Here is a 21703-nt window from a genome sequence, read left to right on the forward strand (position 1 = left end):
GCAGTGTAAAGGCATAACGCGATCAATCTCCACGGCTGTGGGCAAATCCCTGGGTAAAGTGCCGGGCGAACTGTTCCACCAGCGGCGTGGGCGCTTGCCGGCACGCCAGGGCGATGGTGCTGTGGCAATCCGGGTCGGCCAGGGGCAGAAAGTGCAGGTTGGCGGGGGCGATGTCTTGCATCGATTCGGGCAGCAGGGCGATGCCGAACCCGGCCTGGATCAATTGCAACTGGGTGGTCTTGCGCGATACCACTCGCGCGGCCTTGGGGAAAAATCCTGCGCGCATGCACAGTTCCGCCGACAGGTAGCTCAAGCCCCCGCGCTGTGGGTGGGGCAGGGAGATGAAGGGCTGGTCCTTGAGTTGCGTCAAGTCCACGCCTTGGGCGGGCACTTGCCGGGCCAGCGCATGGCCTGGCGGCACCGCCAGCAGCAGGCGCTCGCTATATAAAGGCAGCACGCGCACGCCTTCGCGCTGGCGCAGCACAGGCAGGCGTAGCAGGCCGATGTCCAGGCGCCCCTCGGCCAACTCCTGCAATTGGGCTTCGGAGGACAGCTTGACGATGTCCATGGACACGCCGGGGTATTGCGCCAGATAAGCGCTGATGCCTTGGAGCAGGCGCCCGCACATGGGCACGGTGCTGGAGTGGCTCAAGCGCAGGGTGCCGCGCTGGCCATTGCCGACCTGGGTGGCCAGTTCGCTGGCCGCCTCAAGTTCGTTGAGCAGGCTGCGGGCGCGGGGGTAAAACGCCTCACCGGCCGCTGTGAGCCGCGGTTGTCGCGCGGTGCGCTCGAACAGCGGCGTTTGCAATTGGCTTTCCAGTTCTTTGATCTGCCGGCTCAGGGCCGATTGGGCGACGAACAGGCGCTCGGCGGCGGCGCTGAAACTGCCGCATTCGGCGATATCGACGAAGTAACGCAACTGGCGGGTGGAAATCACGAGTCATGCCTTTTTGAGATGGGTGGCGGGCAAGGATGATATTAGTCGCAATGCTCGTTGCTGGCTAAAGTCAGGCGCTAACCAAACAGGAGGCAGGCAAGTGATGAGCGTGATGGGGTTGTTGGAGTCATGGCCGTGGGGCGGGGTGGATTGGCTGGTGATCGGCCTGGGCATTGCACTGGCCTACATCGTGTTCGGCATCGCCGGGTTTGGCACGGCGCTGGTGGCCGGGCCGATCCTGATCCTGTTCATGCCGCTGTCGAAAATCGTGCCCCTGCTGGTGCTGCTGGATTTTGTCGCCGCGTTCGGTAACCTGCTGCCGTCGCGCAAGGACGTGGCCCGGGCGGAATTGCTGCGCTTGCTGCCGTGCATGGTGGTGGGGTGCGCCCTGGGGGTGACCTTTTTGCTCAACCTCAAATCGGACATCTTGCTGTTGTTGATGGGGCTGTTTATCAGCGCCTATGCGATCTACAGCCTGGCGGTGAAAGTGCGCGCCAGCCAGCTCGCGGCCGGGTGGGCAGTGCCGATGGGCACGGTGGGCGGGTTGTTTGGCGCACTGTTTGGCAGCGGCGGGTTCCTGTATGCGATCTACCTCAATGCACGCTTGCCCAAGGATGCGGCGCGGGCCACCCAGAGTGCGCTGATTAGCTGCAGCACCCTGGTGCGCCTGAGCCTGTTCCTGCTGGCCGGGGTTTATGCCGAACTGCCGTTGCTGATACTGGCAGCCTGCTTGCTGCCCGCCATGGCCTTGGGCCTGTGGATCGGCCGGCGCCTGAGCATGAAACTATCGCGCGAGGCCTTCGTGCGCTTGGTGACCTGGCTGGTGCTGGCCAGTGGCATTGCGCTGATCGGCCGCTATCTGAGCGCTTGACCTGCGGGGCTCAAGGATTAAGCTGCTGGCCTTTTAGCGCGCCATCGCGGGCAAAGCGCCACACTCTGTAGGTGCGGGCTCGCCCGCGATAGCGCCAGCAGCCCCGCAGGCCCGCCATGAATTCGCAAAGCATTCTCGTCCCGAAAATCTCCACCCTGCCGGTCCACGAACCCCGTGCGCGGGCGGTTGTGCGCTGGCTGGTGCGCAAGAACATTATTAAAGAAGAACTCTCGACCTGCGGGCGCACGGGCAATCGCATGGCCTACGCCATTGCCGACGGCGCCCGGGCGGTGGTGCTGCACCCCGAGGCGCTACCCTTCGGCGAGCCGATCAATGGCCTGGAAATCGTCACCAAGCGCTGCATCTACACGCCGGCCAAGGGTTTTCTAGAAGAGGCCGGTTGCCCCGAGTGCCGTCAGGAAGTGGGCGAGGTGTTGTTCGACAGCCTGGAAGACTGGATGCCGGGGCGCACCGATAACTTCATCTGCCCTTTGTGCGGCCATGAAGATGACATCAACGGCTTTCTGTTTTTACAGGAGTGCGGTTTTTCCAACCTGGGGTTTATCTTCAACAACTGGGCCGAGGCGGGCTTCAAGCCGAGTTTCATCGACGAGTTCGCCGACTGGCTGGATCAGAAGATCAGTTGGGTGAAAGTGGAGTTGTGAGCTTTTTGCCCCATCCATCCGCATGGCCAACATAGTCAGAGTTTTATCTTTCGCAGCCAGGGGTGTCTGAGTATAATGGCGCGCTTCCATTTTCCCGCTCGGGAGCCCCCGCGATGCTGCGTATCAGCCAAGAAGCTCTGACATTCGACGACATTCTCCTCGTGCCCGGTTATTCCGAGGTACTCCCTAACGAAGTCAGTCTCAAGACCCGCCTTACCCGTGGCATCGAGCTGAATATCCCCCTGGTTTCCGCTGCCATGGACACCGTCACTGAAGCCCGTTTGGCCATCGCCATGGCTCAGGAAGGTGGGATCGGCATCATCCACAAGAACATGACCATCGAGCAGCAAGCGGCTGAAGTGCGCAAGGTCAAGCGCTACGAAGCCGGCGTGGTCAAGGACCCGATCACCATCGAGGCCGACGCCACCGTACGCGAACTGTTCGAACTGACTCGCCTGCACAACATCTCCGGTGTTCCAGTGCTGCACAACGGCGACCTGGTTGGCATCGTCACTTCCCGTGACGTGCGTTTCGAGAACCGTCTGGAAGCCTCCGTTCGTGAAGTGATGACGCCTAAAGAGCGCCTGGTCACCGTGCGCGAAGGCGCCGACAAGGACGAAGCCCGCGAATTGCTGCACAAGCACCGCATCGAGCGCGTGCTGATCGTCGACGACAAGTTCGCCCTCAAAGGCATGATGACCGTCAACGACATCGAAAAAGCCAAGGCCTACCCGCTGGCCAGCAAGGACGACCAAGGTCGTCTGCGCGTGGGCGCGGCGGTCGGCACCGGCAAAGACACCGGCGACCGTGTGTCGGCGCTGGTCGCTGCCGGTGTGGACGTGGTGGTGGTCGACACCGCCCACGGTCACTCCAAAGGCGTGATCGACCGCGTGCGTTGGGTCAAACAGAACTTCCCTGAAGTGCAAGTGATCGGCGGCAACATCGCCACCGGCGCTGCCGCCAAGGCCCTGGCCGAAGCGGGCGCGGATGCGGTCAAGGTCGGTATCGGCCCAGGCTCGATCTGCACCACCCGTATCGTCGCCGGTGTCGGCGTGCCACAAATCAGCGCCATCGCCAATGTCGCCGCTGCCCTTGAAGGCACCGGCGTGCCATTGATCGCCGACGGCGGCATCCGCTTCTCCGGTGACCTGTCCAAGGCCATCGTGGCCGGTGCGTCCTGCGTGATGATGGGCTCGATGTTCGCCGGTACCGAAGAGGCCCCGGGCGAGATCGAACTGTTCCAGGGCCGTTCGTACAAGGCGTATCGCGGCATGGGCTCGCTGGGTGCCATGTCCCAGGCCCAGGGTTCGTCCGACCGTTACTTCCAGGATTCCTCGGCCGGTGCCGAGAAGCTAGTGCCTGAAGGCATCGAAGGTCGCGTGCCGTACAAGGGTTCCCTGACCGCCATCATCCATCAACTGATGGGCGGCCTGCGTTCTTCGATGGGTTACACCGGCAGCGCCGATATCGAAGAGATGCGCACCAAGCCTGAGTTCGTGCGCATCACCGGCGCCGGCATGGCTGAATCCCACGTCCACGACGTGCAGATCACCAAGGAAGCACCGAACTATCGAGTCGGCTGACGCCGACAGCTAAAAGCCACAAGTTATGAGCTGCAAGCGGTGCTGCGTCAGCGCAGTCACCGCAAGGCTTCCGATTACTTGCAGCTTGCAGCTTGAAGCTTGCAACTGCTCTTCAGAGTTTCTTTCATGTCCCTCGACATTCACGCCCACCGCATCCTGATCCTCGACTTCGGTTCCCAGTACACCCAACTGATCGCCCGCCGCGTGCGCGAGATCGGCGTGTACTGCGAGCTGCACCCGTTCGACATGGACGATGACGCGATCCGCGAATTCGCTCCCAAAGGCGTCATCCTCGCCGGTGGCCCCGAGTCCGTGCACGAAGCCAACAGCCCGCGCTGCCCGCAAGCGGTGTTCGACCTGGGCGTGCCGGTTTTCGGTATCTGCTACGGCATGCAGACCATGGCCGAGCAACTGGGCGGCAAGGTCGAAGGCTCCGAGTTGCGCGAGTTCGGCTACGCCCGTGTCGATGTGGTCGGCAAGAGCCGCCTGCTCGATGGCATCGAAGACCATGTGGACGCCGATGGCCTGTTCGGCCTCGACGTGTGGATGAGCCACGGCGACAAGGTCACCAAGATGCCCCAGGAGTTCCATATCCTGGCCAGCACCCCGAGCTGCCCGATTGCCGGCATGTTCAACGATGACCTGCGCTACTACGGCGTGCAGTTCCACCCGGAAGTGACCCACACCAAGCAGGGCGGCCGCATCCTGTCGCGCTTCATCCTCGACATCTGCGAGTGCGAAGCACTGTGGACCCCCTCGAAGATCGCCGAAGACGCCATCGCCCAAGTGCGCGCCCAGGTCGGCACCGACAACGTGCTGCTGGGCCTGTCCGGCGGTGTCGATTCCTCGGTCGTTGCTGCGCTGCTGCACAAGGCCATCGGCGACCAGTTGACCTGCGTCTTCGTCGACAACGGCCTGCTGCGCCTGCACGAAGGCGAGCAAGTGATGGCTATGTTCGCCGAGAACATGGGCGTCAAGGTGATCCGCGCCAACGCCGAAGAGCAGTTCCTCAACAACCTGGCCGGCGAGTCGGACCCGGAGAAGAAGCGCAAGATCATTGGCCGCACCTTCATCGACGTGTTCGATGCCCAGTCCAACAAACTGGACAACATCAAGTACCTGGCCCAGGGCACCATCTACCCGGACGTGATCGAGTCGGCGGGCGCGAAAAGCGGCAAGGCCCACGTCATCAAGTCCCACCACAACGTCGGTGGCCTGCCGGAAGAGATGAACCTAAAACTGGTCGAGCCCCTGCGCGAGCTGTTCAAGGACGAAGTCCGCCGCCTGGGCCTGGAGTTGGGCCTGCCCTACGACATGGTCTACCGCCACCCGTTCCCGGGCCCGGGCCTGGGTGTGCGCATCCTCGGTGAAGTGAAGAAGGAATACGCCGACCTGCTGCGTCGCGCCGACCACATCTTCATCGAAGAGCTGCGCAAGGCCGACTGGTACCACAAGGTCAGCCAGGCTTTCGTGGTATTCCAACCGGTGAAATCGGTGGGCGTGGTCGGTGATGGCCGTCGCTACGCTTGGGTCGTGGCCCTGCGTGCGGTGGAAACCATCGACTTCATGACCGCACGCTGGGCGCACCTGCCCTATGAACTGCTGGAAACCGTCAGCGGCCGCATCATCAATGAAATCGAAGGCATCTCCCGCGTCACCTACGACGTGTCGAGCAAGCCGCCGGCGACCATTGAGTGGGAATGATCGTGAACAAGCCCTGAGGGCTGGCACGCTGTACACCCAATGACCGGGGGAGCCTTGCGCTCCCCCGGTTTTTTTTCGGCTCGGGAAAGCGGTGTCAGCCGACCTGGCTCATGCCCATTTCGTTGAGGGCTTGGAGCAAGGCCTCTAGGCTGTCGAAGGGCTTGCCGCTGACCTTGGGCCAGTTGGGGCGTTCTAGGCTGTAATGGTCGCCCTGGACCCGGATTTCGGTGCGCACGATAGATTTGTCACCGCTGCGGTGGACGAGTTCAAGGCGTTCCGGGCTGCGCACCAGGGTGTAGTTGCCGGGGCGTTCAAGCAGGATGCTCAGGTCTTTGACCTTTGGGAGGGGGTTGCCGGGCACTTCGACTTGCAGGCACAGGTCATTCTTCAGATAGCCCGGTGGCGTATCGAATGACGCCGGATAGGTGATGCCTTCGTCCACAAAGATGCCCTTGGACGTACCGATGTTCACATCGTCGATGCGCAGGCCGATACCTTCCATCAGTTCGCTGACGCCGGCCACACCCTTGAACGTGTTGGCGTGGCTGTTGCCCATCAGCGCCACCCAGCGGTGTGGGCCGTTGACGGCCTGGTCGGCGCGGATCACGGTATGGGCGTAGTAGTTCATCATCTTCTGCCGGGCCGTGGGGTCGTTCAGCGATTGCCCAGCTCCATCGCTCGGTCGCATGCCCTTGAGGCGGTAACTGGCGAGACAGTCGATGGCCTGGATGCGAACCTTCTCTGCACGCGCAGCCTTGACCAGATTGAGGAAACCGTACTTGGCCTTGGGGTTCAACATGAAGCCGTCGTCCAGGTTCCTGAGATAGGTTTCCAGGTCGCGGCTCATGGTGCCTTTGCGCAAGAACGTGTCTAGGTCGGCCTGATGAAAGTCCGACAGCAGATGTTCCATATAGAGGGTTTTGACGCCGCTTTTGGCTAGGGTTCTCATGTTTTTTATCAGGAACCGCTTGCTGCCGATTTCGCCGTGGGACTCACCGATCACCAGGGCCGGGGAGTCTTTGAGCAGCGAGCGGATAATGATTTTGTCGCTGGCTCCTGACTCCAGGGGCGTGATGAACGGGCGCGGCGGCAATTCGGGTTTCTGGTAAAACGCCCGGGCCTCGTTATAGAGGCGCGTTCTCACGGCCTTGAATTGTTGTTGCGCCGTGTCGGTGCCGTCCAGCATAACCTCAATGTCACGGATCGGTCGGCGGCCCTCGGCGGTGTCCTGAAGTTCGCCGCGAAAGGCTTCGGGCATGTCGTAGGCTGCGCGTGCCGCAATAGCCTCGCTGTCATTGAACCCGCCCTTGAGGCCCAGTTTTTCCAGTAGCACCCAGTCACCCGAGGCCGAGAGCCGTACCGGCAACGATGAGGCGAACTGGTTGGGGCGGGTTGGGTCGACGATCGCCCATTCGCCCGCGCCCTTGCTGTCGGGGAAGAACGTTACATAGTAGGGCAGGCCGTCCAGTTCAATGGCGTAGGGTGGGTTTGACTCCAGCCGATAGATGCCCTGGAATTTGCCTGGCTCGCTTTCTGGCACCAACCCGTCGAGTAGCTCATTGCTTTGGTAGCTGGCGGGTATGTTGTTGCCTTGGGTGGAACTGGGCGCCGTGGGGGTAATGTCCCCGGGTAGCCCTTGGGTTTCTTCGACGTCGAGCTCATCCTCCGGGTCGATGCCTTCGGGCTCTAGCTCGGAGATTTCAGTTACCTCAGTGCCCGCCGCTTCGATCTCGGCCCCAACTTCCGCCAGTTTGCCGGTACCTTTGAGGAACGGTGCATTGAACAGGGTGTCGAGGCCGCTGAGGACCGCGCCAATCACCCCGGCCTTGCGTTCGGCTGCCGTTTTGCCATTGACGGCTTGGTCGACGTTCAGGCCCAGGTTGGCCAGGCTGGCGCCAATCGCGGGTAATGCCACCGGCCAGCCCAACGCTGCCAGGGGGCCAAAGACCTTGGCTCCAGCGGTGAGGTAGCCAATCCAGAGCTTTTTGCGCAGGTCCCCGTTGGAGGTCAGCGAGGTCGCCGCTTCGGCGTACATCGTTGCCCGGGCCTGCTCACTGAGCCACTGGAACGCGTCGCCTTTGATGACCAGGTTTTTGCGGTTTAGCAGGTGATGGTCGGATTTGCCCCAGGTCTGGGTGAGGCGATTCATCAGGTCCGTGAGGTTGTCCTTGACTGCCTCGCGGTCGTCCAGCGCGAAGTGAGCCATGACCACGGCGCGGGCATGGTCGTTGTCCAGTTGCCCCAAGGCCCACCAATGCAGGTCGCCAGGGTGCTCGAACACACGAAAGGCCTGGGCTTCGCCGGGCACATAGACGACCTGCCGGCCCGTCGGCAGCACGATGCGCAGGATATCGGTAGCGACATGGCCGTCGATATCCAGGGCGCATACTTGCGCGCCATCGAGCGGCCCGGTGCTGCCTCGCAGGGCCTGTAGGTCGATGGGCCAGCTCAGGGGGCCAGCCACCGCTTGCACTACCGTTTGGAAGTCGTCTTCGCTGAGCTGGCGGGCTTGGCGGCTTTGCAGGGCCTTGCTGAGGAAGTTGCACTTGGCCAGCAACCGGAAATCGTCCGCGCGTGTCCCCCAGAAACTCTGGAGTTTGTCGGTGTACAGCGCGCTGAAGTCGATCTCCCAGAAATCCTTGAGCACCTCGTTGCCGTGCAGGCGCACTTCATTGGTTTCGTTGAAGTTCTCCACCTCTGGCCCGGCGCTGTAGAAGCCGCCGTACAAGTCCAGCAGGTCGGCGTTGTCCTGGTCGGTGGCACGAAAGCGCTGGACCACCAGTTGGGTCAGGGTCAGTGACTCGTAGGGTTTTTCATAGGTGTGCTCCCAGCCGGTGAAGGTCTTGGTGCTGCTCTGGCTAGTCTTGAAGCGGTGGTAGTAGACGTGGTCGGGGTCCAGGTCTGGCAGGCCATATTTGCGCAGCAAGGTGGTGGCCACTTCGCGAGCGGTATCGAGCAGGCCTGGGCAGGTACCCACCACCTGTTCAGCGATGGTCTTGAGGGTGGCGAGATCGGCGGCGTTGGGTTGTTGCGAGTCGTTCATGGTTAATCATCCTTGATACATGAGGCTCAAGAATTCCACGGCGCCCCGTTAGGCTCGCGATACATAGTTACCGCACAAAGCGGATGTGCTCGCGAAAAAGTAACCGCATATGTGTGCCTGCGGAGCGCCGGGCGGCCACGACCTTTGTGGTTGCTCCCTGTGACCCTTCGCCGCCCGCCCTTACGGTTTGCCAGTTGCGGGTGTATCGTATTCGCCTTTTGCGGGCGCCAGCCTGCTGCGCATACGTGAGGTAGTTGAGCCAATGTCCTTTACCCGTCGACAGATCCTCGGTGGCCTGGCCGGTCTTGCAGTGGTTGGGGTGGGGGCCGGTGGGGCATCGCGCTACTGGCTGGGGAAAATGGCCGATGCCGACGCGGGCCACGACTACGAACTGATCGCCGCGCCGCTGGACGTGGAACTGGTGGCCGGGCACACCACCCAGGCCTGGGCCTTTGGCCCGTCGGCGCCGGGCACCGAGTTGCGGGTACGCCAGGGCGAATGGCTGCGGGTGCGCTTCATCAACCATCTGCCAGTGGCCACCACCATCCACTGGCACGGCATCCGCCTGCCGCTGGAGATGGATGGCGTGCCCTACATTTCCCAACTACCGGTGCTGCCGGGGGAGTACTTCGACTACAAGTTCCGCGTGCCGGACGCCGGCAGCTATTGGTATCACCCCCATGTGAACAGCAGCGAAGAGTTGGGCCGCGGGCTGGTGGGGCCGCTGATCGTCGAAGAGCGCGAGCCCACCGGGTTCGCCCACGAACGCACCCTGAGCCTCAAGAGCTGGCACGTCGATGAGCAGGGCGAGTACCTGCCCTTCAGCATCCCCCGCGAGGCGGCCCGCGGGGGCACGGCGGGGCGGCTGCACACCATCAATGGCGTGGCCGGGGCGGTGATCGACCTGCCGGCCGGGCAGATCACCCGCGTGCGCCTGCTCAACCTGGACAACACCCTGACCTATCGCATCAACATCCCCGGCGTGGAGGCGCAGATCTACGCCCTGGACGGCAACCCCATCGAGCCGCGCCCCTTGGGCAAGGAATACTGGCTGGGGCCGGGCATGCGCATCTGCCTGGGGATCAAGGCGCCGGCGGCGGGGCAGGAGCTATCCCTGCGCAACGGCCCGGTGCGCCTAGGCACCCTGCGCGCGGTGGCCAGCACTGACGCCCCCGGCCCATGGCCCGCGGCGTTGCCGGCCAACCCCATCGCCGAGCCGGACCTGGCAACTGCCGAGAAGCTCAACTTCAATTTCGAGTGGGTCGGCTCCGTCTCGGTGGACGTGGACAACGGCCGCCCGCCAAGCCTGTGGCAGATCAACGGCAAGGCCTGGGACATTACCGACAAAACCTGCGCCGACCGCCCCATCGCCACGCTCAAGAAGGGCCAGAGCTATATTTTTGAATTGAAGAACATGACCCAGTACCAGCACCCGATCCACTTGCACGGCATGAGTTTCAAAGTCATCGCCTCCAACCGCAAGAAGATCACCCCGTACTTCACCGACACCTACCTGCTGGGCAAGAACGAACGCGCCCGCGTGGCGCTGGTGGCGGATAACCCGGGGGTGTGGATGTTCCATTGCCATGTGATCGACCACATGGAAACCGGCCTGATGGCCGCCATCGAGGTGAAGTAATGCGCCAGTTTCGCCCGGCCCCGATCATCGACCGCAGCCGCGACCGCGACTTCATGCGCGAGGCCCTGGCCCTGGCGGCCCAAGGCGCGGCCCTGGGCGAAGTGCCAGTGGGCGCGGTGTTGGTGCAGGGTGGTGAAATCATCGGCCGCGGCTTCAATTGCCCCATCAGCGGCAGCGACCCCAGCGCCCACGCCGAGATGGTCGCCATCCGCAACGCCGCCCAAGCGGCCAGCAACTATCGTCTGCCCGGCAGCACCCTGTACGTCACCTTGGAACCGTGCAGCATGTGCGCCGGCCTGATCGTGCACGCGCGCATCGCCCGGGTGGTCTACGGCGCCCTGGAACCCAAGGCTGGCATCGTGCAGAGCCAGGGGCAGTTCTTCAGCCAGGATTTCCTCAACCACCGCGTCCTGTTCGAGGGGGGCGTGCTGGCCGAGGAATGCGGTGCGGTACTGAGCCAGTTCTTCAAGGCCCGCCGGGCGAAGCCAGAGCTCTAGGGCGCTGAAACACCCCGGCCGCTTGCCAGCGATGGCGGTGGGGCTGGGGGCGAGGGGCAGGCAGGTGGAGGGTTAGCGAGCAGGCTCGCTCCCACGAAAGTCTGCTCTTAACAACGGCTCAATCCCACAAAGGCCCTAACCCGCCAGGTGAGTGCGGTTTATTTGCGGGCGACGATCACGGCGCGCCTCGGCGCGGGCAGGCCTTCGATGGTTTTGCTGTGGTCGTCGGGGTCGAGGAAGTCGCTCAGGGACTGGTACTTCATCCACTCGGTGCTGCGCTGTTCTTCGACGGTGGTCAAGCTCACGTCCACGCAGCGCACGTCGCTGAACCCGGCGCGGCGCAGCCAGCGTTCCAGGGCGGGCACCGAAGGCAGGAACCACACGTTACGCATCTGCGCGTAGCGGTCTTCGGGCACCAGCACTTGCTGCTCGTCGCCTTCGACCACGAGGGTTTCGAGCACCAGTTCGCCACCCTTGACCAAACAGTCCTTGAGCGCCAGCAAGTGCTCGATGGGCGAGCGCCGGTGGTAGAACACCCCCATGGAAAACACCGTGTCGAAGCCTTCCAGGTTGGCCGGCAGGTCTTCAAAGGGAAACGGCAGGTGCCAGGCGTTGGGTGCGCCCAAGTAGCGCTGCACGGCTTGGAACTGGCAGAAGAACAGCCAGTTGGGATCGACGCCGATCACGCTGTCGGCCCCGGCGCCGAGCATGCGCCACATGTAGTAGCCGTTACCGCAGCCGACATCGAGGATGCGTTTGCCCACGAGGTCCAGGTGCGGGGCCACCCGCGACCACTTCCAGTCCGAGCGCCATTCGGTGTCCACGTGCACGCCGAACAGGTTGAACGGCCCCTTGCGCCACGGGCTCAGGCCCATCAGCGCGGTGCGCATCTGCACGCGGGTGGCGTCGTCGCACGCGACATCCAGGGTCAGGCCATGGAGCAGGTCGATTTCGCTGGGCTGGACCTTGGGCAAGGCGTCCAGGGCGCTTTGCCAGCGCTCCAGGTCGCCGTGGCCTTTTTCCATCTTGCTATCGAGTTGCGCTTGCAGGGTGTTGGCCCAGTCGGCCAGTGGGGTGCCGGCCAGGCGGCGGGCAAGGGGAGACAGATCGATCATGGCAGGGCAATCAACGAGGCAAAGTTAAGACACTGGAACCACGGCACGACGTTCGAGAACCCCGCCGCCAACAGGCGCTCGCGGTGTTCTTCGAGGCTGTCGGGCTTCATGACGTTTTCGATGGCGCTACGTTTCTGGGCGATTTCCAGGTCGCTGTAGCCGTTGGCGCGCTTGAAGGCCACGTGCAGGTCGGTGAGCAGCGCCTGTTCCTGGGCGTCGTTGAAGCGCAGTTTTTCCGAGAGAATCAGCGCCCCGCCCGGCAACAGCGATTGGCGGATACGCCCCAGCAGTGCCAGGCGTTGCTCGGGGGCGATGAATTGCAGGGTGAAATTGAGCGCCACCACCGAGGCCGGCTGAAATTGCAGTGCGAGGATATCGCCCTCGATCACCTCCACCGGCAACAGTTCCTGGAACATCGAGTCCTGGCCATTGAGGTACTCGCGGCAGCGCTCGACCATGGCAGGCGAGTTATCCACCGCAATCACCCGGCAACCCTCGCTGCGCACATGGCGGCGCAGCGCCTGGGTCACCGCGCCCAGGGACGAGCCCAGGTCATAGAGCACGCTGCCCGGTTGGGCGAATTGCGCGGCGAGCACGCCCAGGTTCTCGACGATGGTCGGGTAACCGGGCACCGAGCGCTTAATCATGTCGGGGAACACCCGCACCACGTCCTCGTTGAAGGCGAAGTCCGGCACCTGGGGCAGGGGCTGGGCGAAAAGGCGATCGGGTTCTTTGCTCACGGCGGTTCCAGCGGCTGGGGTGGAAAAGGCCGGCATTTTAGCCAAGTTGGCGGGGCGATGCGCGGGTTGTCTGATAAACCGCTTCCGGCCTGTGTGGACGCGGCCCCTGTGGCATCAGGCGGTTATGGGTGCGGGCCGGCCCGCGATACCGCCGGTACGGCCAGGGCCATCGCGAGCAGGCTCGCTCCCACCACAGCAACCTCCCCAGGGAGGCTTAGGGTTTTGCCGCCTTACCCTGGCTGAACGTCGACGCCGCAATGCCCCATTGCCCCAGCCAATAGCTGAGGATTATCAGGTAGGGCGCGGCGTCGAAGGCGACGACGAAGCGGCTGATGCCGATCACGCTGTCGGAGAACACGAAGACCACCGCGCCCACCGCCGCCAGCACCGCCGAGCGTTGCGGCACGTCGCTGCCCAGGCGGGCGAGGGCGCGCCAGAGCATGGCGCTGATGGCCAGGCCGTAGACGATCACCGGCACCAGCAATGGGCCCAGGTCATGGGCGATGAGGATTCCCAGCAGCACGGCGCCAGCCACCGCTGCCACGAGCAACGCAGGCAGCGCGGGCCGGCGGCAATCGCTCAGGTAGGCCTTGAGGTACGCCAGGTGCGCGACCAGAAACGCTCCCAGGCCAAACACGAACAAATCGCCGGGCCAGGCGAGCAGCAGATCCCCGACCAGCGAAAAAATCAGGCCCAGGCTGATCCAGCGTCGGTAGTCGCTGGGCGGGGCGTCGTGCAACCAGCCCAGCAGCGCCAGCACCGGCAACGGCTTGACCACCAGGCACAACAAGGTGGCCTGGACGCTGACGCCATAGATGAAAGTCACGGCGCCCATCAACGCGAGAATCAGCCAGCCCATGCTCAATTGACCTTGATCGCGCAGTCGAACGCTTTCACCGGCGGGACTTCCGGCGCCCAGGGTTGGGAGTAGGTCAACAACAAGCGGCCGGTGCCTGGGGCGAAGGCCTGGAAGCGCCACGTGGATTGCCCGGCGCTGCCCACCAGGCCGGCGTCTTCGGGGTTGCTGTAAACCTCCGGGCTCAAGGCGCGCAACACGCCGCCGGCCGAGTCCTGGATGGCCCAGCGATAGCCGGTGGTGGGGTTGCTGGGCAGGGTGAGGATCAGGTTTTGCCCCTGATTGAGGGTCAGCGGGCAGTCGCTGGATTTTTCCACAGTGACGTTCTGTTTCGGCGAGGTGGCGCACGCGGCCAACAGGGCGAGGCTCAACGGCAGCAATAGGCGGGTAGGGGACATGGGTCGGGAAGCTCCGGTCATACACGACGAACGGCGAGCATAACCGAAGATGAGACAAGGTGTGACGGGGTGTGCGGGCATGCTGCCTCATTCCCCCTGTGCTCGCGATGGCGGTCGTGAGGGCGCCATCGCTGGCAAGCCAGGCTCCCACACAACCACGCAGCGCCGCCCGGCCCGCTTGCGCATTTGGCCGGGAGCAAGCGCGCAGCGTTAGAACAGCACCTTCGCCACATCCGCAAAGTGCTTGGCGAAGTGCACGGTCATGCCTTCCTTGAGGTAGTCGGGTAGTTCCTCGAAGTTACCGCGGTTGGGCTCGGGCAGGATCAGTTCGAAGATTTTCTGCCGGCGTGCGGCGATGACTTTCTCCCGGACGCCGCCAATGGGCAGCACATGGCCAGTGAGGGTCAGCTCGCCGGTCATGGCCACGCCTTTTTTCGGCACCTGGTCGCGTGCCAGCGAAAGCAGGGCACTGGCCATGGTCACCCCGGCGCTGGGGCCGTCCTTGGGCGTGGCACCTTCGGGCACGTGCAGGTGCACGAAGGCTTCGTCGAAGAACTGGCTGTCGCCGCCGAACTGCTTGAGGTGGGAGCTGACGTAGCTGTAGGCGATCTCGGCCGACTCCTTCATCACATCGCCCAGTTGCCCGGTGAGCTTGAAGCCGCGGTTGAGGGTGTGGATGCGCGTGGCTTCGATCGGCAGGGTGGCGCCGCCCATGCTGGTCCAGGCCAGGCCGGTGATGACGCCGATGCCGCTGAGCACCTGCTCGTTGCGAAACACCGGGGTGCCGAGGGAGGCTTGCAGGTCTTTGGGCCCCAGTTTGATGACGGCGGTGGGCGTGTCGATCAGTTTCACCACAGCCTTGCGCACCAGTTTGCCCAGTTGTTTTTCCAGTTGGCGCACGCCGGCTTCGCGGGCGTAGCCGTCGATCACGCTACGCAGGGCGCTGTCGCTGATGCTCAGGCTGGTCTTGGCCACGCCGGCCTTTTCCAGTTGCTTGGGCCACAGGTGGCGTTTGGCGATGGCGATTTTTTCTTCGGTGATGTAGCCCGACAGGCGAATCACTTCCATGCGGTCCAGCAGCGGGCCGGGGATCGAGTCCAGGGTGTTGGCGGTGCACACGAACAGCACTTTGGACAGGTCCAGGCGCAGGTCCAGGTAGTGGTCGAGAAATTCCACGTTCTGTTCCGGGTCCAGGGTTTCCAAAAGCGCCGAGGCCGGGTCGCCCTGGTAGCTCTGGCCCATCTTGTCGATCTCGTCGAGCATGATGACCGGGTTCATCACCTCCACTTCCTTGAGGGCCTGCACCAGTTTGCCGGGTTGGGCGCCGATGTAGGTGCGCCGGTGGCCCTTGATCTCGGCCTCGTCGCGCATGCCGCCGACGCTGAAGCGGTAGAACGGCCGCCCCAGGGATTCGGCGATGGATTTGCCTACGCTGGTCTTGCCCACGCCGGGCGGCCCCACCAGCAGCACGATGGAGCCGCTGACCTCACCCTTGTAGGCGCCGACGGCGAGGAATTCGAGAATGCGTTCCTTGATGTCGTCCAGCCCGGCGTGGTGGCGGTCGAGCACTTTGCGCGCGTGCTTGAGGTCCAGTTTGTCGGCGCCGTACACGCCCCACGGCAGGGCGGTGGCCCAATCCAGGTAATTGCGGGTCACGGCGTATTCCGGCGAGCCGGTTTCCAGGATCGACAGCTTGTTCATTTCTTCGCTGATGCGCTTTTGCGCCTGGGCCGGCAGGGTTTTGCCGGTAAGCCGCTGCTCGAACTGCTCGAGGTCGGCGCTGCGGTCGTCTTTGGTCAGGCCCAGTTCCTGCTGGATCACCTTGAGCTGTTCCTTGAGGAAGAACTCACGCTGGTGTTCGCCGATCTTGCGGTTCACCTCGGCGGAGATTTCCTTTTGCAGGCGCGCGACTTCCACTTCCTTGCGCAGCATCGGCAGGACTTTTTCCATGCGCTTGAGCATGGGCACGCAGTCGAGTACCTGCTGCAACTCGTTGCCGGTGGCCGAGGTGAGGGCGGCGGCGAAGTCGGTCAGGGGCGAAGGGTCGTTGGGGCTGAAGCGGTTGAGGTAGTTCTTCAACTCTTCGCTGTATAGCGGGTTGAGGGGCAGCAGCTCTTTGATCGCGTTAATCAGCGCCATGCCGTAGGCCTTGACCTCGTCGGTCGGCTCGCTGGGCTGGTGCGGGTATTCCACTTCCACCAGGTACGGCGGGCGGTGGTGCTTGAGCCAGGTGCGGATGCGCACGCGGGTCAGGCCCTGGGCGACGAATTGCAGCTTGCCGTCTTCGCGGCTGGCGTGGTGCACCTTGACCAGCGTGCCGTACAGCGGCAGGCGCGAGGTGTCGAAATGGCGTGGGTCTTCGGGCGGGGTGTCCATGTAGAACAGCGCCAGGCAGTGGTGTTCGGACTCGGCCACCAGGTCCAGCGTCTCGGCCCAGGGTTCTTCGTTGACGATCACCGGCAGCACTTGCGCGGGGAAGAACGGGCGGTTGTGGATCGGGATGATGTAGACCTTGTCCGGCAGGTTCTGCCCCGGCAGGGCCAGGCCACGGCCCTGGGTATCGTGTTCGATGTGCTCGGAATCGGCGTAATGGTCGGTGTCTTCGGGGTGTTCTTGCTGGTCGGTCATGAGGCACCTGCGCAATGGGGTATGGGTCTTAGATGGGGCACATGGCCAGGGGTTTCAATGGCGGGGCAATCAGTTGGCGCGCACGGGCGCCCTCGCGGCGCGGCAGTTGCTGAAAAGGCGACTATTTTTATAGGTAGCCGCCGTTTTGCTGGCCGTAGCGGCGTGATGGTTCTTGGCCGGGTCCATGTGTATTGGCGGGGCTCCACCCCGGTAGGCAGCAGTCGTTGGCAAGGGTCGGGACACTGTTGATTCCCCTACGCAGGAGCAAGTAAACATGGACACCAGCAAATGCCTTCTCATCACCGAGACCGACTCCAACGCGGATGGCGTCTCTGAAATCATCATCGAGTTCGTGACTCGGGAACGGGGCTTTGAAAACGACGATGCGGTCGACCGGATCACCGACGCCTATGCCGTGCGGGTGACCAAATCCACGCCGGGCGGGGCCTTTGACCGGGTCTACAACAACAGCGACCTCGACGGCGACCAGGATGTGGACGGCGACGACAAGCGCTTGCTGCTCGACCTCGCCACCGCGGTCGAACGGTTCAACCTCAATGACTCGTCCAAATAGGAAACCGCGCAGCCAACCCCCGCAGCGGCCCAAACCGTAGTAGCAGCCGTTGTTGGCGTCCGGCCGCTGGATGCGCTGGCGTTCGAGGCCTGGGTGGCGCAATCGCGGGTGCAGGCCTGAGGCACGGGCAAAAAAAACGGCGGCCTGAGGGCCGCCGTTTTTTCACTGCCGGGTTTTGACGCTTAGTCCGCCAATTTGTACGCAATTACATAGTCGCCCTGCTTAGTGCCCAGGGAGCCGTGGCCGCCGGCGACGACCAGCACATATTGCTTGCCGTCCTTGCCGGTGTAGGTCATGGGCGTGGTCTGGGCGCCTGCGGGCAGGCGGCCTTGCCACAGTTGCTTGCCGTTTTTCACGTCATAGGCGCGCAGGTATTGGTCCAGGGTTCCGCTGAGGAAGGCCACGCCACCGGCGGTGGTGAAGGTGCCGCCCAGGCTCGGGACGCCCATGGTCAGGGGGATGGGCACCGGCGCGCTGTCGCGCACGGTGCCGTTTTTGTGCATCCAGATGGTTGTGTGGGTGGTCAAATCAACCGCCGCCACGTAACCCCAGGCTGGCGCCTGGCACGGCAGGCCCATGGGCGACAGCAGCGCTTCGAGCACCACGCCATAGGGCGCGCCTTTGTTCGGTTGCACGCCTTCGGTCTCGCTGACGCGTGGGCCTTGGGCGGCGATCTCCGAGGCCGGAATCAGCTTGGAGCGGAACGCCATGTAGCTGGGGTTGACGAAGGCGATCTGGCGTACCGGGTCGACTGAAATACCGCCCCAGTCGAACACACCGAAGTTACCCGGGTAGACGATCGAGCCTTGCAGTGAGGGCGGGGTGAACGGGCCGTCGTAGCGCAGGGACTTGAAGTCGATGCGGCACAGCAGCTGGTCGAACGGCGTCACGCCCCACATGTCACGCTCCTTGAGGGGCGGTGGCATGAAGTTCAACTCGGACTTGGGCTGGGTCGGCGAAGTGTGGTCGCCTGCCACCGCGCCTTGCGGCACCGGCACTTCGTGGATCGGCACGATGGCTTCGCCGGTGCGTCGGTCCAGCACGTAGATGCTGCCCTGCTTGGTCGAGGCCAGCACGGCGGGTTTGACGCCGTCGGCGGTTTTCAGGTCCATCAGGGTGGGTTGGCCGCCCACGTCCATGTCCCACAGGTCATGGTGAGTGAACTGCATGTACCAGCGCACCTTGCCGGTATCGATGTCCAGGGCGGTCAGGCCGGCGGCGTATTTTTCCGACTCGGGGGTGCGGTCGCCGCCGTACTGGTCGGGGGTCTGGTTGCCCATGGGCAGGTAGAGCATGCCGAGCTTTTCATCGACCGCGAACATCGACCACATGTTGGGCGAGTTGCGGGTGTAGGTTTTGCCCTCGGCCAGCGGCGTGGTGTCGTCGGGGTTGCCGCTGTCCCAGTTCCACACCCGTTTGCCGGTGTGCACGTCGAAAGCGCGGATCACGCCGCTGGGCTCGTCGGTGGAGACGTTGTCGGTGACATGGCCGCCGATCACCACCAGGTTTTTCGTCACCGCCGGTGGCGAGGTGGAGTAGTAGCCACCGGCCGTGAAGCCGCCGATGTTGGCGCGCAGGTCGACTTGGCCCTTGTCGCCGAAGTCTTCGCACATCTTGCCGGTGTCGGCGTTGAGGGCGATCAGGCGGGTGTCGGCGGTGGGCAGGAAGATCCGGCGCGGGCAGGCGTTGGCCGTGGCCGCTGGGCTTTGCTCGGTGCTACTGGCGGCGTAGGCGGCGTCATCGTGGTACGCCACGCCACGGCAGGTCATGTGGGCCCAGCCCTTGAAGTTCGCCGCGTTCTGCGTCGAGAGCTTGGGGTCGAAGCGCCAGATTTCCTTGCCGGTGTCCGGGTCCAGGGCGATCACCTGGCTGTGGGGCGTGCACACGTAGAGCATGCCGTTGACCTTGAGCGGGGTGTTTTCCGCGGTGGTTTCGCCCGGGTCGTTCGGCCCGGGCAAGTCGCCGGTGCGATAGGTCCAGGCCGGCACCAGTTTGCTCACGTTCTGCGCGGTGATCTGGGCCAGGGGCGAATAACGGTCACCGTGGGCGCTGCGCCCATAGGAGTTCCAGTCGCCATCAGCCTGGGCCGGGGCGGTGTTGGCCATGCCGGGCACGCTGTCGCGGTCCAGTTCGCCCTTGATTTCACCGGGGTTCGTGAACTGGCTGGCCAGCGCCGCGGCGCCAGCGATGACAACCGCCGCGCCGAGGGCGCCAGTGCCCATGCCTGACGGTTGGCCACGCAGCAGCGGCCGGCGCAGCCAGGGCAGCAGCAGGACGATACCGATGGCGAAGAACATCGCCAGGCGTGGCACCAGTTGCCACCAGTCCAGGCCCACTTCCCACAGGGCCCACACGGTGCTGGCGAACAGCACTAACGCGTACAGGCCCAGCGCTGCGCGGCGGGCCGCCAGCAGCAGGGCGCCAGTGGCAATCAGGCCGATACCGGCCAAGACGTAATACAGGGAGCCGCCGAGCAGGCTCAGCTTGATCCCCCCGGCCAGCAAGGCCAGGCCCATTAGCGCAAGCACGATACCGAGCAGGCTCGGCAGCAGGCGGCTGCGACTCAAAGCACCATCAGTGCCCATAGTGTGGTTCTCCGTGACGTTGAGAGTGGTCCCGCGCTGGTTCACTGTAGATGACGATCAGGCGCGGGCTTGGTTCAGATAAGTAAGTAGGGGCTTTGAGCCCTGGGCCTTCCTCGGTGGCAGGGTGCGCTCCAGTGGGAGCGAGCCCTGCTCGCGATGGCGGCTTTGCATGCGGCCGATCTAGCGCTATCGCGGGCAAGCCCGCTCCCACAGGTTTCTCTGGCGTGGGTCAGAACGACGACTGAATTTTGACCCCGCCGATCAACGCGTCATCGACGCGGCTGACCCCGCCGGGGTGGCGGATGTATTGCAGGTTGGGGCGCACGGTCAGCCAGTTGGCCAGGTGGATGCCGTAATAGAGTTCGGCGCTGTACTCGGTGTCCTGGGGCGGCAGGTAGCGGGCGTCGTCGTAGTCGGCCACTACGCGGGCGCGGTTCTGCGCTTGGGCGTTCTTGCGGTACGCCGGGTTGACGTGCACCCGGGCCAGGGCGAAGCCGATGTCGTCTTTGGTGCGGGCGTCGAACAGGCCTTTGTAAACCACGCCAGCCTGCACGTAGTTATCGATGGCGTTGGTTTTCTTGTCGTGCAGCGTCGCGTTGGCGAACACATTCAAGCCCCGGGACCGGTCGCTGGCGCGGCTGGTCAGTTGCTGCTGCGCGCCGAGCCAGAAGCCGTGCTTGCTGGAGGCGCTGCGGTAGCTTTCACCGCTCAGGGCCGCGGGTTGGCCGTGGCTGTCTTGGTACACATCGCGGGCATTGGCGTTGCTGTAGTAGTAACCGGCGCGGTACTCGCCCGGCAGGCTGTTGAGCGCCGGCGTCCACACCAACTCCACCGGCAGCACCGCGCCCTGGGTGCCGCTGCCGCTGAGCTTGAAGCCGTTGCCGCGGTCCAGGTTGGAAGGGTTTTGCTCATAGGCGCCGACCTGGGCGTAGAGCTGGGGAGTGAGGTGGTATTTGACCCGCAGCGCCCACTGGCTGACCGGCCAGTTGTACCAAATATCACCGGCCCAGTTGCCCACTTGCGAGCCGCAGAACGCCAGGTTCTGGAAGTCGCAGGGGAAGCTGTTGAAGTCTTCGCCTTGGCCAAAGCGGCCGGCCTTGATGTCGAGTGTCTGGTCGAAGAATTTCTGCTGGTACCACATCTGTGTCAGCCGCCAGGTCTGGCCACGGCCCCAGACTTCCTGGGCCGAGGTGAAACCGCCGACCCGTGGGTCGTTGATGCGGTCGTTGCTGATGTTGTCGCCGTGGCGCTCGGTGAGGGTCAGTTGGAACTCGGCATGGTCCCAACCCAGAATCTTGTCCAGGTCCAGGTGGCTGCCAAAGCCGAACTGGCCGCTGTAGCGGGTGGTGCGGTGGTGGTCGTAGCCGCCGTGCAGGTTGCTGCCCGTCTCGCCGGTGTAGTCGATCTTGAAGTCGTAACCCTGCTCAGACAGCGCTGTCCGGGTGCCGCCCCAATCACCCAGCATCCAGCTCGAATCGCGCTCCAGCGCGGGCGTGGCGTGGGCGCAGAGGGCGAACCCCATGGCGCCGAGGCCGCCGAGCAGGCGCAGGGAATGGGTGGGAAAGGCGCAACGCAAAGGGTGTAAAGCAGGCATAGAAATGAGGTCTTGGTGAAGTGCGGGGGGCGGATGCAAGCCGCGGCCATTGGCAAAAAACGCGCCGTGACGGGCCTGTCGGGCGAAAGTGAATCGTTTCAGCGTGTGACAGAAAGGATAAAGGGCCTTCTCCCCAAGAGAAAGCCCTCCTGAATTCAACACATAAGTGCAACGCTCACCCCTGTATGCACTTCGTACGGCGTCTTCCAGCCCAAGCGCTTGCGCGGGCGTAGATTGATCCTCGCTACTGTCCGATTGACGGCTTCGACGGTCA

General features: G+C 63.8%; 16 protein-coding genes and 1 pseudogene. 7 read left to right on the forward strand and 10 right to left on the reverse strand.

Going from position 1 to position 21703, the window contains the following annotated elements:
• Positions 1-22 precede the first annotated feature (22 nt).
• On the reverse strand, positions 23-937 hold the full coding sequence (locus AC19YT_RS14440) for a LysR family transcriptional regulator (RefSeq protein WP_500610488.1): 915 nt from the start codon (positions 935-937) through the stop codon (positions 23-25).
• 103 nt (positions 938-1040) lie between these two features.
• Between AC19YT_RS14440 and AC19YT_RS14445 the strand changes: the two genes are divergently transcribed.
• The 4 genes from AC19YT_RS14445 (at position 1041) to guaA (ending at position 5760) form a co-directional block, all read left to right on the forward strand.
• Entirely contained in the window at positions 1041-1808 is a 768-nt protein-coding gene (locus AC19YT_RS14445) for a sulfite exporter TauE/SafE family protein (protein WP_500610493.1), read from the forward strand.
• A 116-nt stretch (positions 1809-1924) separates the two neighbouring features.
• Entirely contained in the window at positions 1925-2473 is a 549-nt protein-coding gene (locus AC19YT_RS14450; RefSeq protein ID WP_095107962.1) for a sugar ABC transporter ATPase, read from the forward strand.
• 113 nt (positions 2474-2586) lie between these two features.
• Entirely contained in the window at positions 2587-4056 is a 1470-nt protein-coding gene (gene guaB / locus AC19YT_RS14455; RefSeq protein WP_095107963.1) for an IMP dehydrogenase, read from the forward strand.
• A gap of 126 nt (positions 4057-4182) precedes the next feature.
• Positions 4183-5760, forward strand: coding sequence for a glutamine-hydrolyzing GMP synthase (gene guaA, locus AC19YT_RS14460; protein ID WP_500610489.1), 1578 nt, complete (start codon positions 4183-4185; stop codon positions 5758-5760).
• Positions 5761-5854: 94 nt separating this feature from the next.
• Here the strand turns inward: guaA and AC19YT_RS14465 are convergent, their stop codons facing one another.
• Positions 5855-8803, reverse strand: a complete 2949-nt coding sequence (locus tag AC19YT_RS14465; RefSeq protein ID WP_500610490.1) for a membrane-targeted effector domain-containing toxin — start codon at positions 8801-8803, stop codon at positions 5855-5857.
• A gap of 262 nt (positions 8804-9065) precedes the next feature.
• On the opposite strand from AC19YT_RS14465, the gene AC19YT_RS14470 reads away from it, so the two are divergent.
• Both AC19YT_RS14470 and tadA read left to right on the forward strand, forming a co-directional pair.
• Positions 9066-10442: a multicopper oxidase family protein gene (locus AC19YT_RS14470; protein ID WP_095107966.1), complete on the forward strand. Its 1377-nt coding sequence runs from the start codon at positions 9066-9068 to the stop codon at positions 10440-10442.
• Positions 10442-10939: a tRNA adenosine(34) deaminase TadA gene (gene tadA, locus AC19YT_RS14475; protein ID WP_095107967.1), complete on the forward strand. Its 498-nt coding sequence runs from the start codon at positions 10442-10444 to the stop codon at positions 10937-10939. Before AC19YT_RS14470 ends, tadA begins: the two co-directional genes overlap by 1 nt.
• 158 nt (positions 10940-11097) lie before the next feature.
• On the opposite strand, the gene cmoB is transcribed toward tadA, so the two are convergent.
• The 5 genes from cmoB to lon form a co-directional block, all read right to left on the reverse strand.
• The gene (gene cmoB, locus AC19YT_RS14480; protein WP_095107968.1) at positions 11098-12054 is read right to left on the reverse strand and encodes a tRNA 5-methoxyuridine(34)/uridine 5-oxyacetic acid(34) synthase CmoB; all 957 of its coding nucleotides are present in this window, start codon (positions 12052-12054) and stop codon (positions 11098-11100) included.
• Positions 12051-12794: a carboxy-S-adenosyl-L-methionine synthase CmoA gene (cmoA, locus tag AC19YT_RS14485; protein WP_095107969.1), complete on the reverse strand. Its 744-nt coding sequence runs from the start codon at positions 12792-12794 to the stop codon at positions 12051-12053. Before cmoA ends, cmoB begins: the two co-directional genes overlap by 4 nt.
• 214 nt (positions 12795-13008) lie before the next feature.
• Positions 13009-13653, reverse strand: coding sequence for a lysoplasmalogenase (locus AC19YT_RS14490; protein WP_500596819.1), 645 nt, complete (start codon positions 13651-13653; stop codon positions 13009-13011).
• A 2-nt stretch (positions 13654-13655) separates the two neighbouring features.
• Positions 13656-14048 carry a protease inhibitor I42 family protein gene (locus tag AC19YT_RS14495; RefSeq protein ID WP_095107971.1) on the reverse strand — a complete coding sequence of 131 codons (393 nt, stop codon included), beginning with the start codon at positions 14046-14048 and terminating at the stop codon, positions 13656-13658.
• Positions 14049-14258: 210 nt separating this feature from the next.
• The gene (gene lon / locus AC19YT_RS14500; protein WP_095107972.1) at positions 14259-16676 is read right to left on the reverse strand and encodes an endopeptidase La; all 2418 of its coding nucleotides are present in this window, start codon (positions 16674-16676) and stop codon (positions 14259-14261) included.
• A gap of 274 nt (positions 16677-16950) precedes the next feature.
• Between lon and AC19YT_RS14505 the strand changes: the two genes are divergently transcribed.
• On the forward strand, positions 16951-17250 hold the full coding sequence (locus tag AC19YT_RS14505; protein ID WP_500596816.1) for a hypothetical protein: 300 nt from the start codon (positions 16951-16953) through the stop codon (positions 17248-17250).
• A 182-nt stretch (positions 17251-17432) separates the two neighbouring features.
• Here the strand turns inward: AC19YT_RS14505 and AC19YT_RS14510 are convergent, their stop codons facing one another.
• The 3 genes and pseudogenes from AC19YT_RS14510 to AC19YT_RS14520 all read right to left on the reverse strand — a co-directional run.
• The gene (locus AC19YT_RS14510) at positions 17433-19835 is read right to left on the reverse strand and encodes a glucose/quinate/shikimate family membrane-bound PQQ-dependent dehydrogenase (protein ID WP_500610491.1); all 2403 of its coding nucleotides are present in this window, start codon (positions 19833-19835) and stop codon (positions 17433-17435) included.
• A 229-nt stretch (positions 19836-20064) separates the two neighbouring features.
• Positions 20065-21429, reverse strand: coding sequence for a carbohydrate porin (locus AC19YT_RS14515; protein WP_500610492.1), 1365 nt, complete (start codon positions 21427-21429; stop codon positions 20065-20067).
• 155 nt (positions 21430-21584) lie between these two features.
• Positions 21585-21703, reverse strand: a pseudogene (locus tag AC19YT_RS14520) (IS30 family transposase); the annotation flags it as partial.

This window comes from Pseudomonas sp. MF08875 (assembly GCF_059862525.1).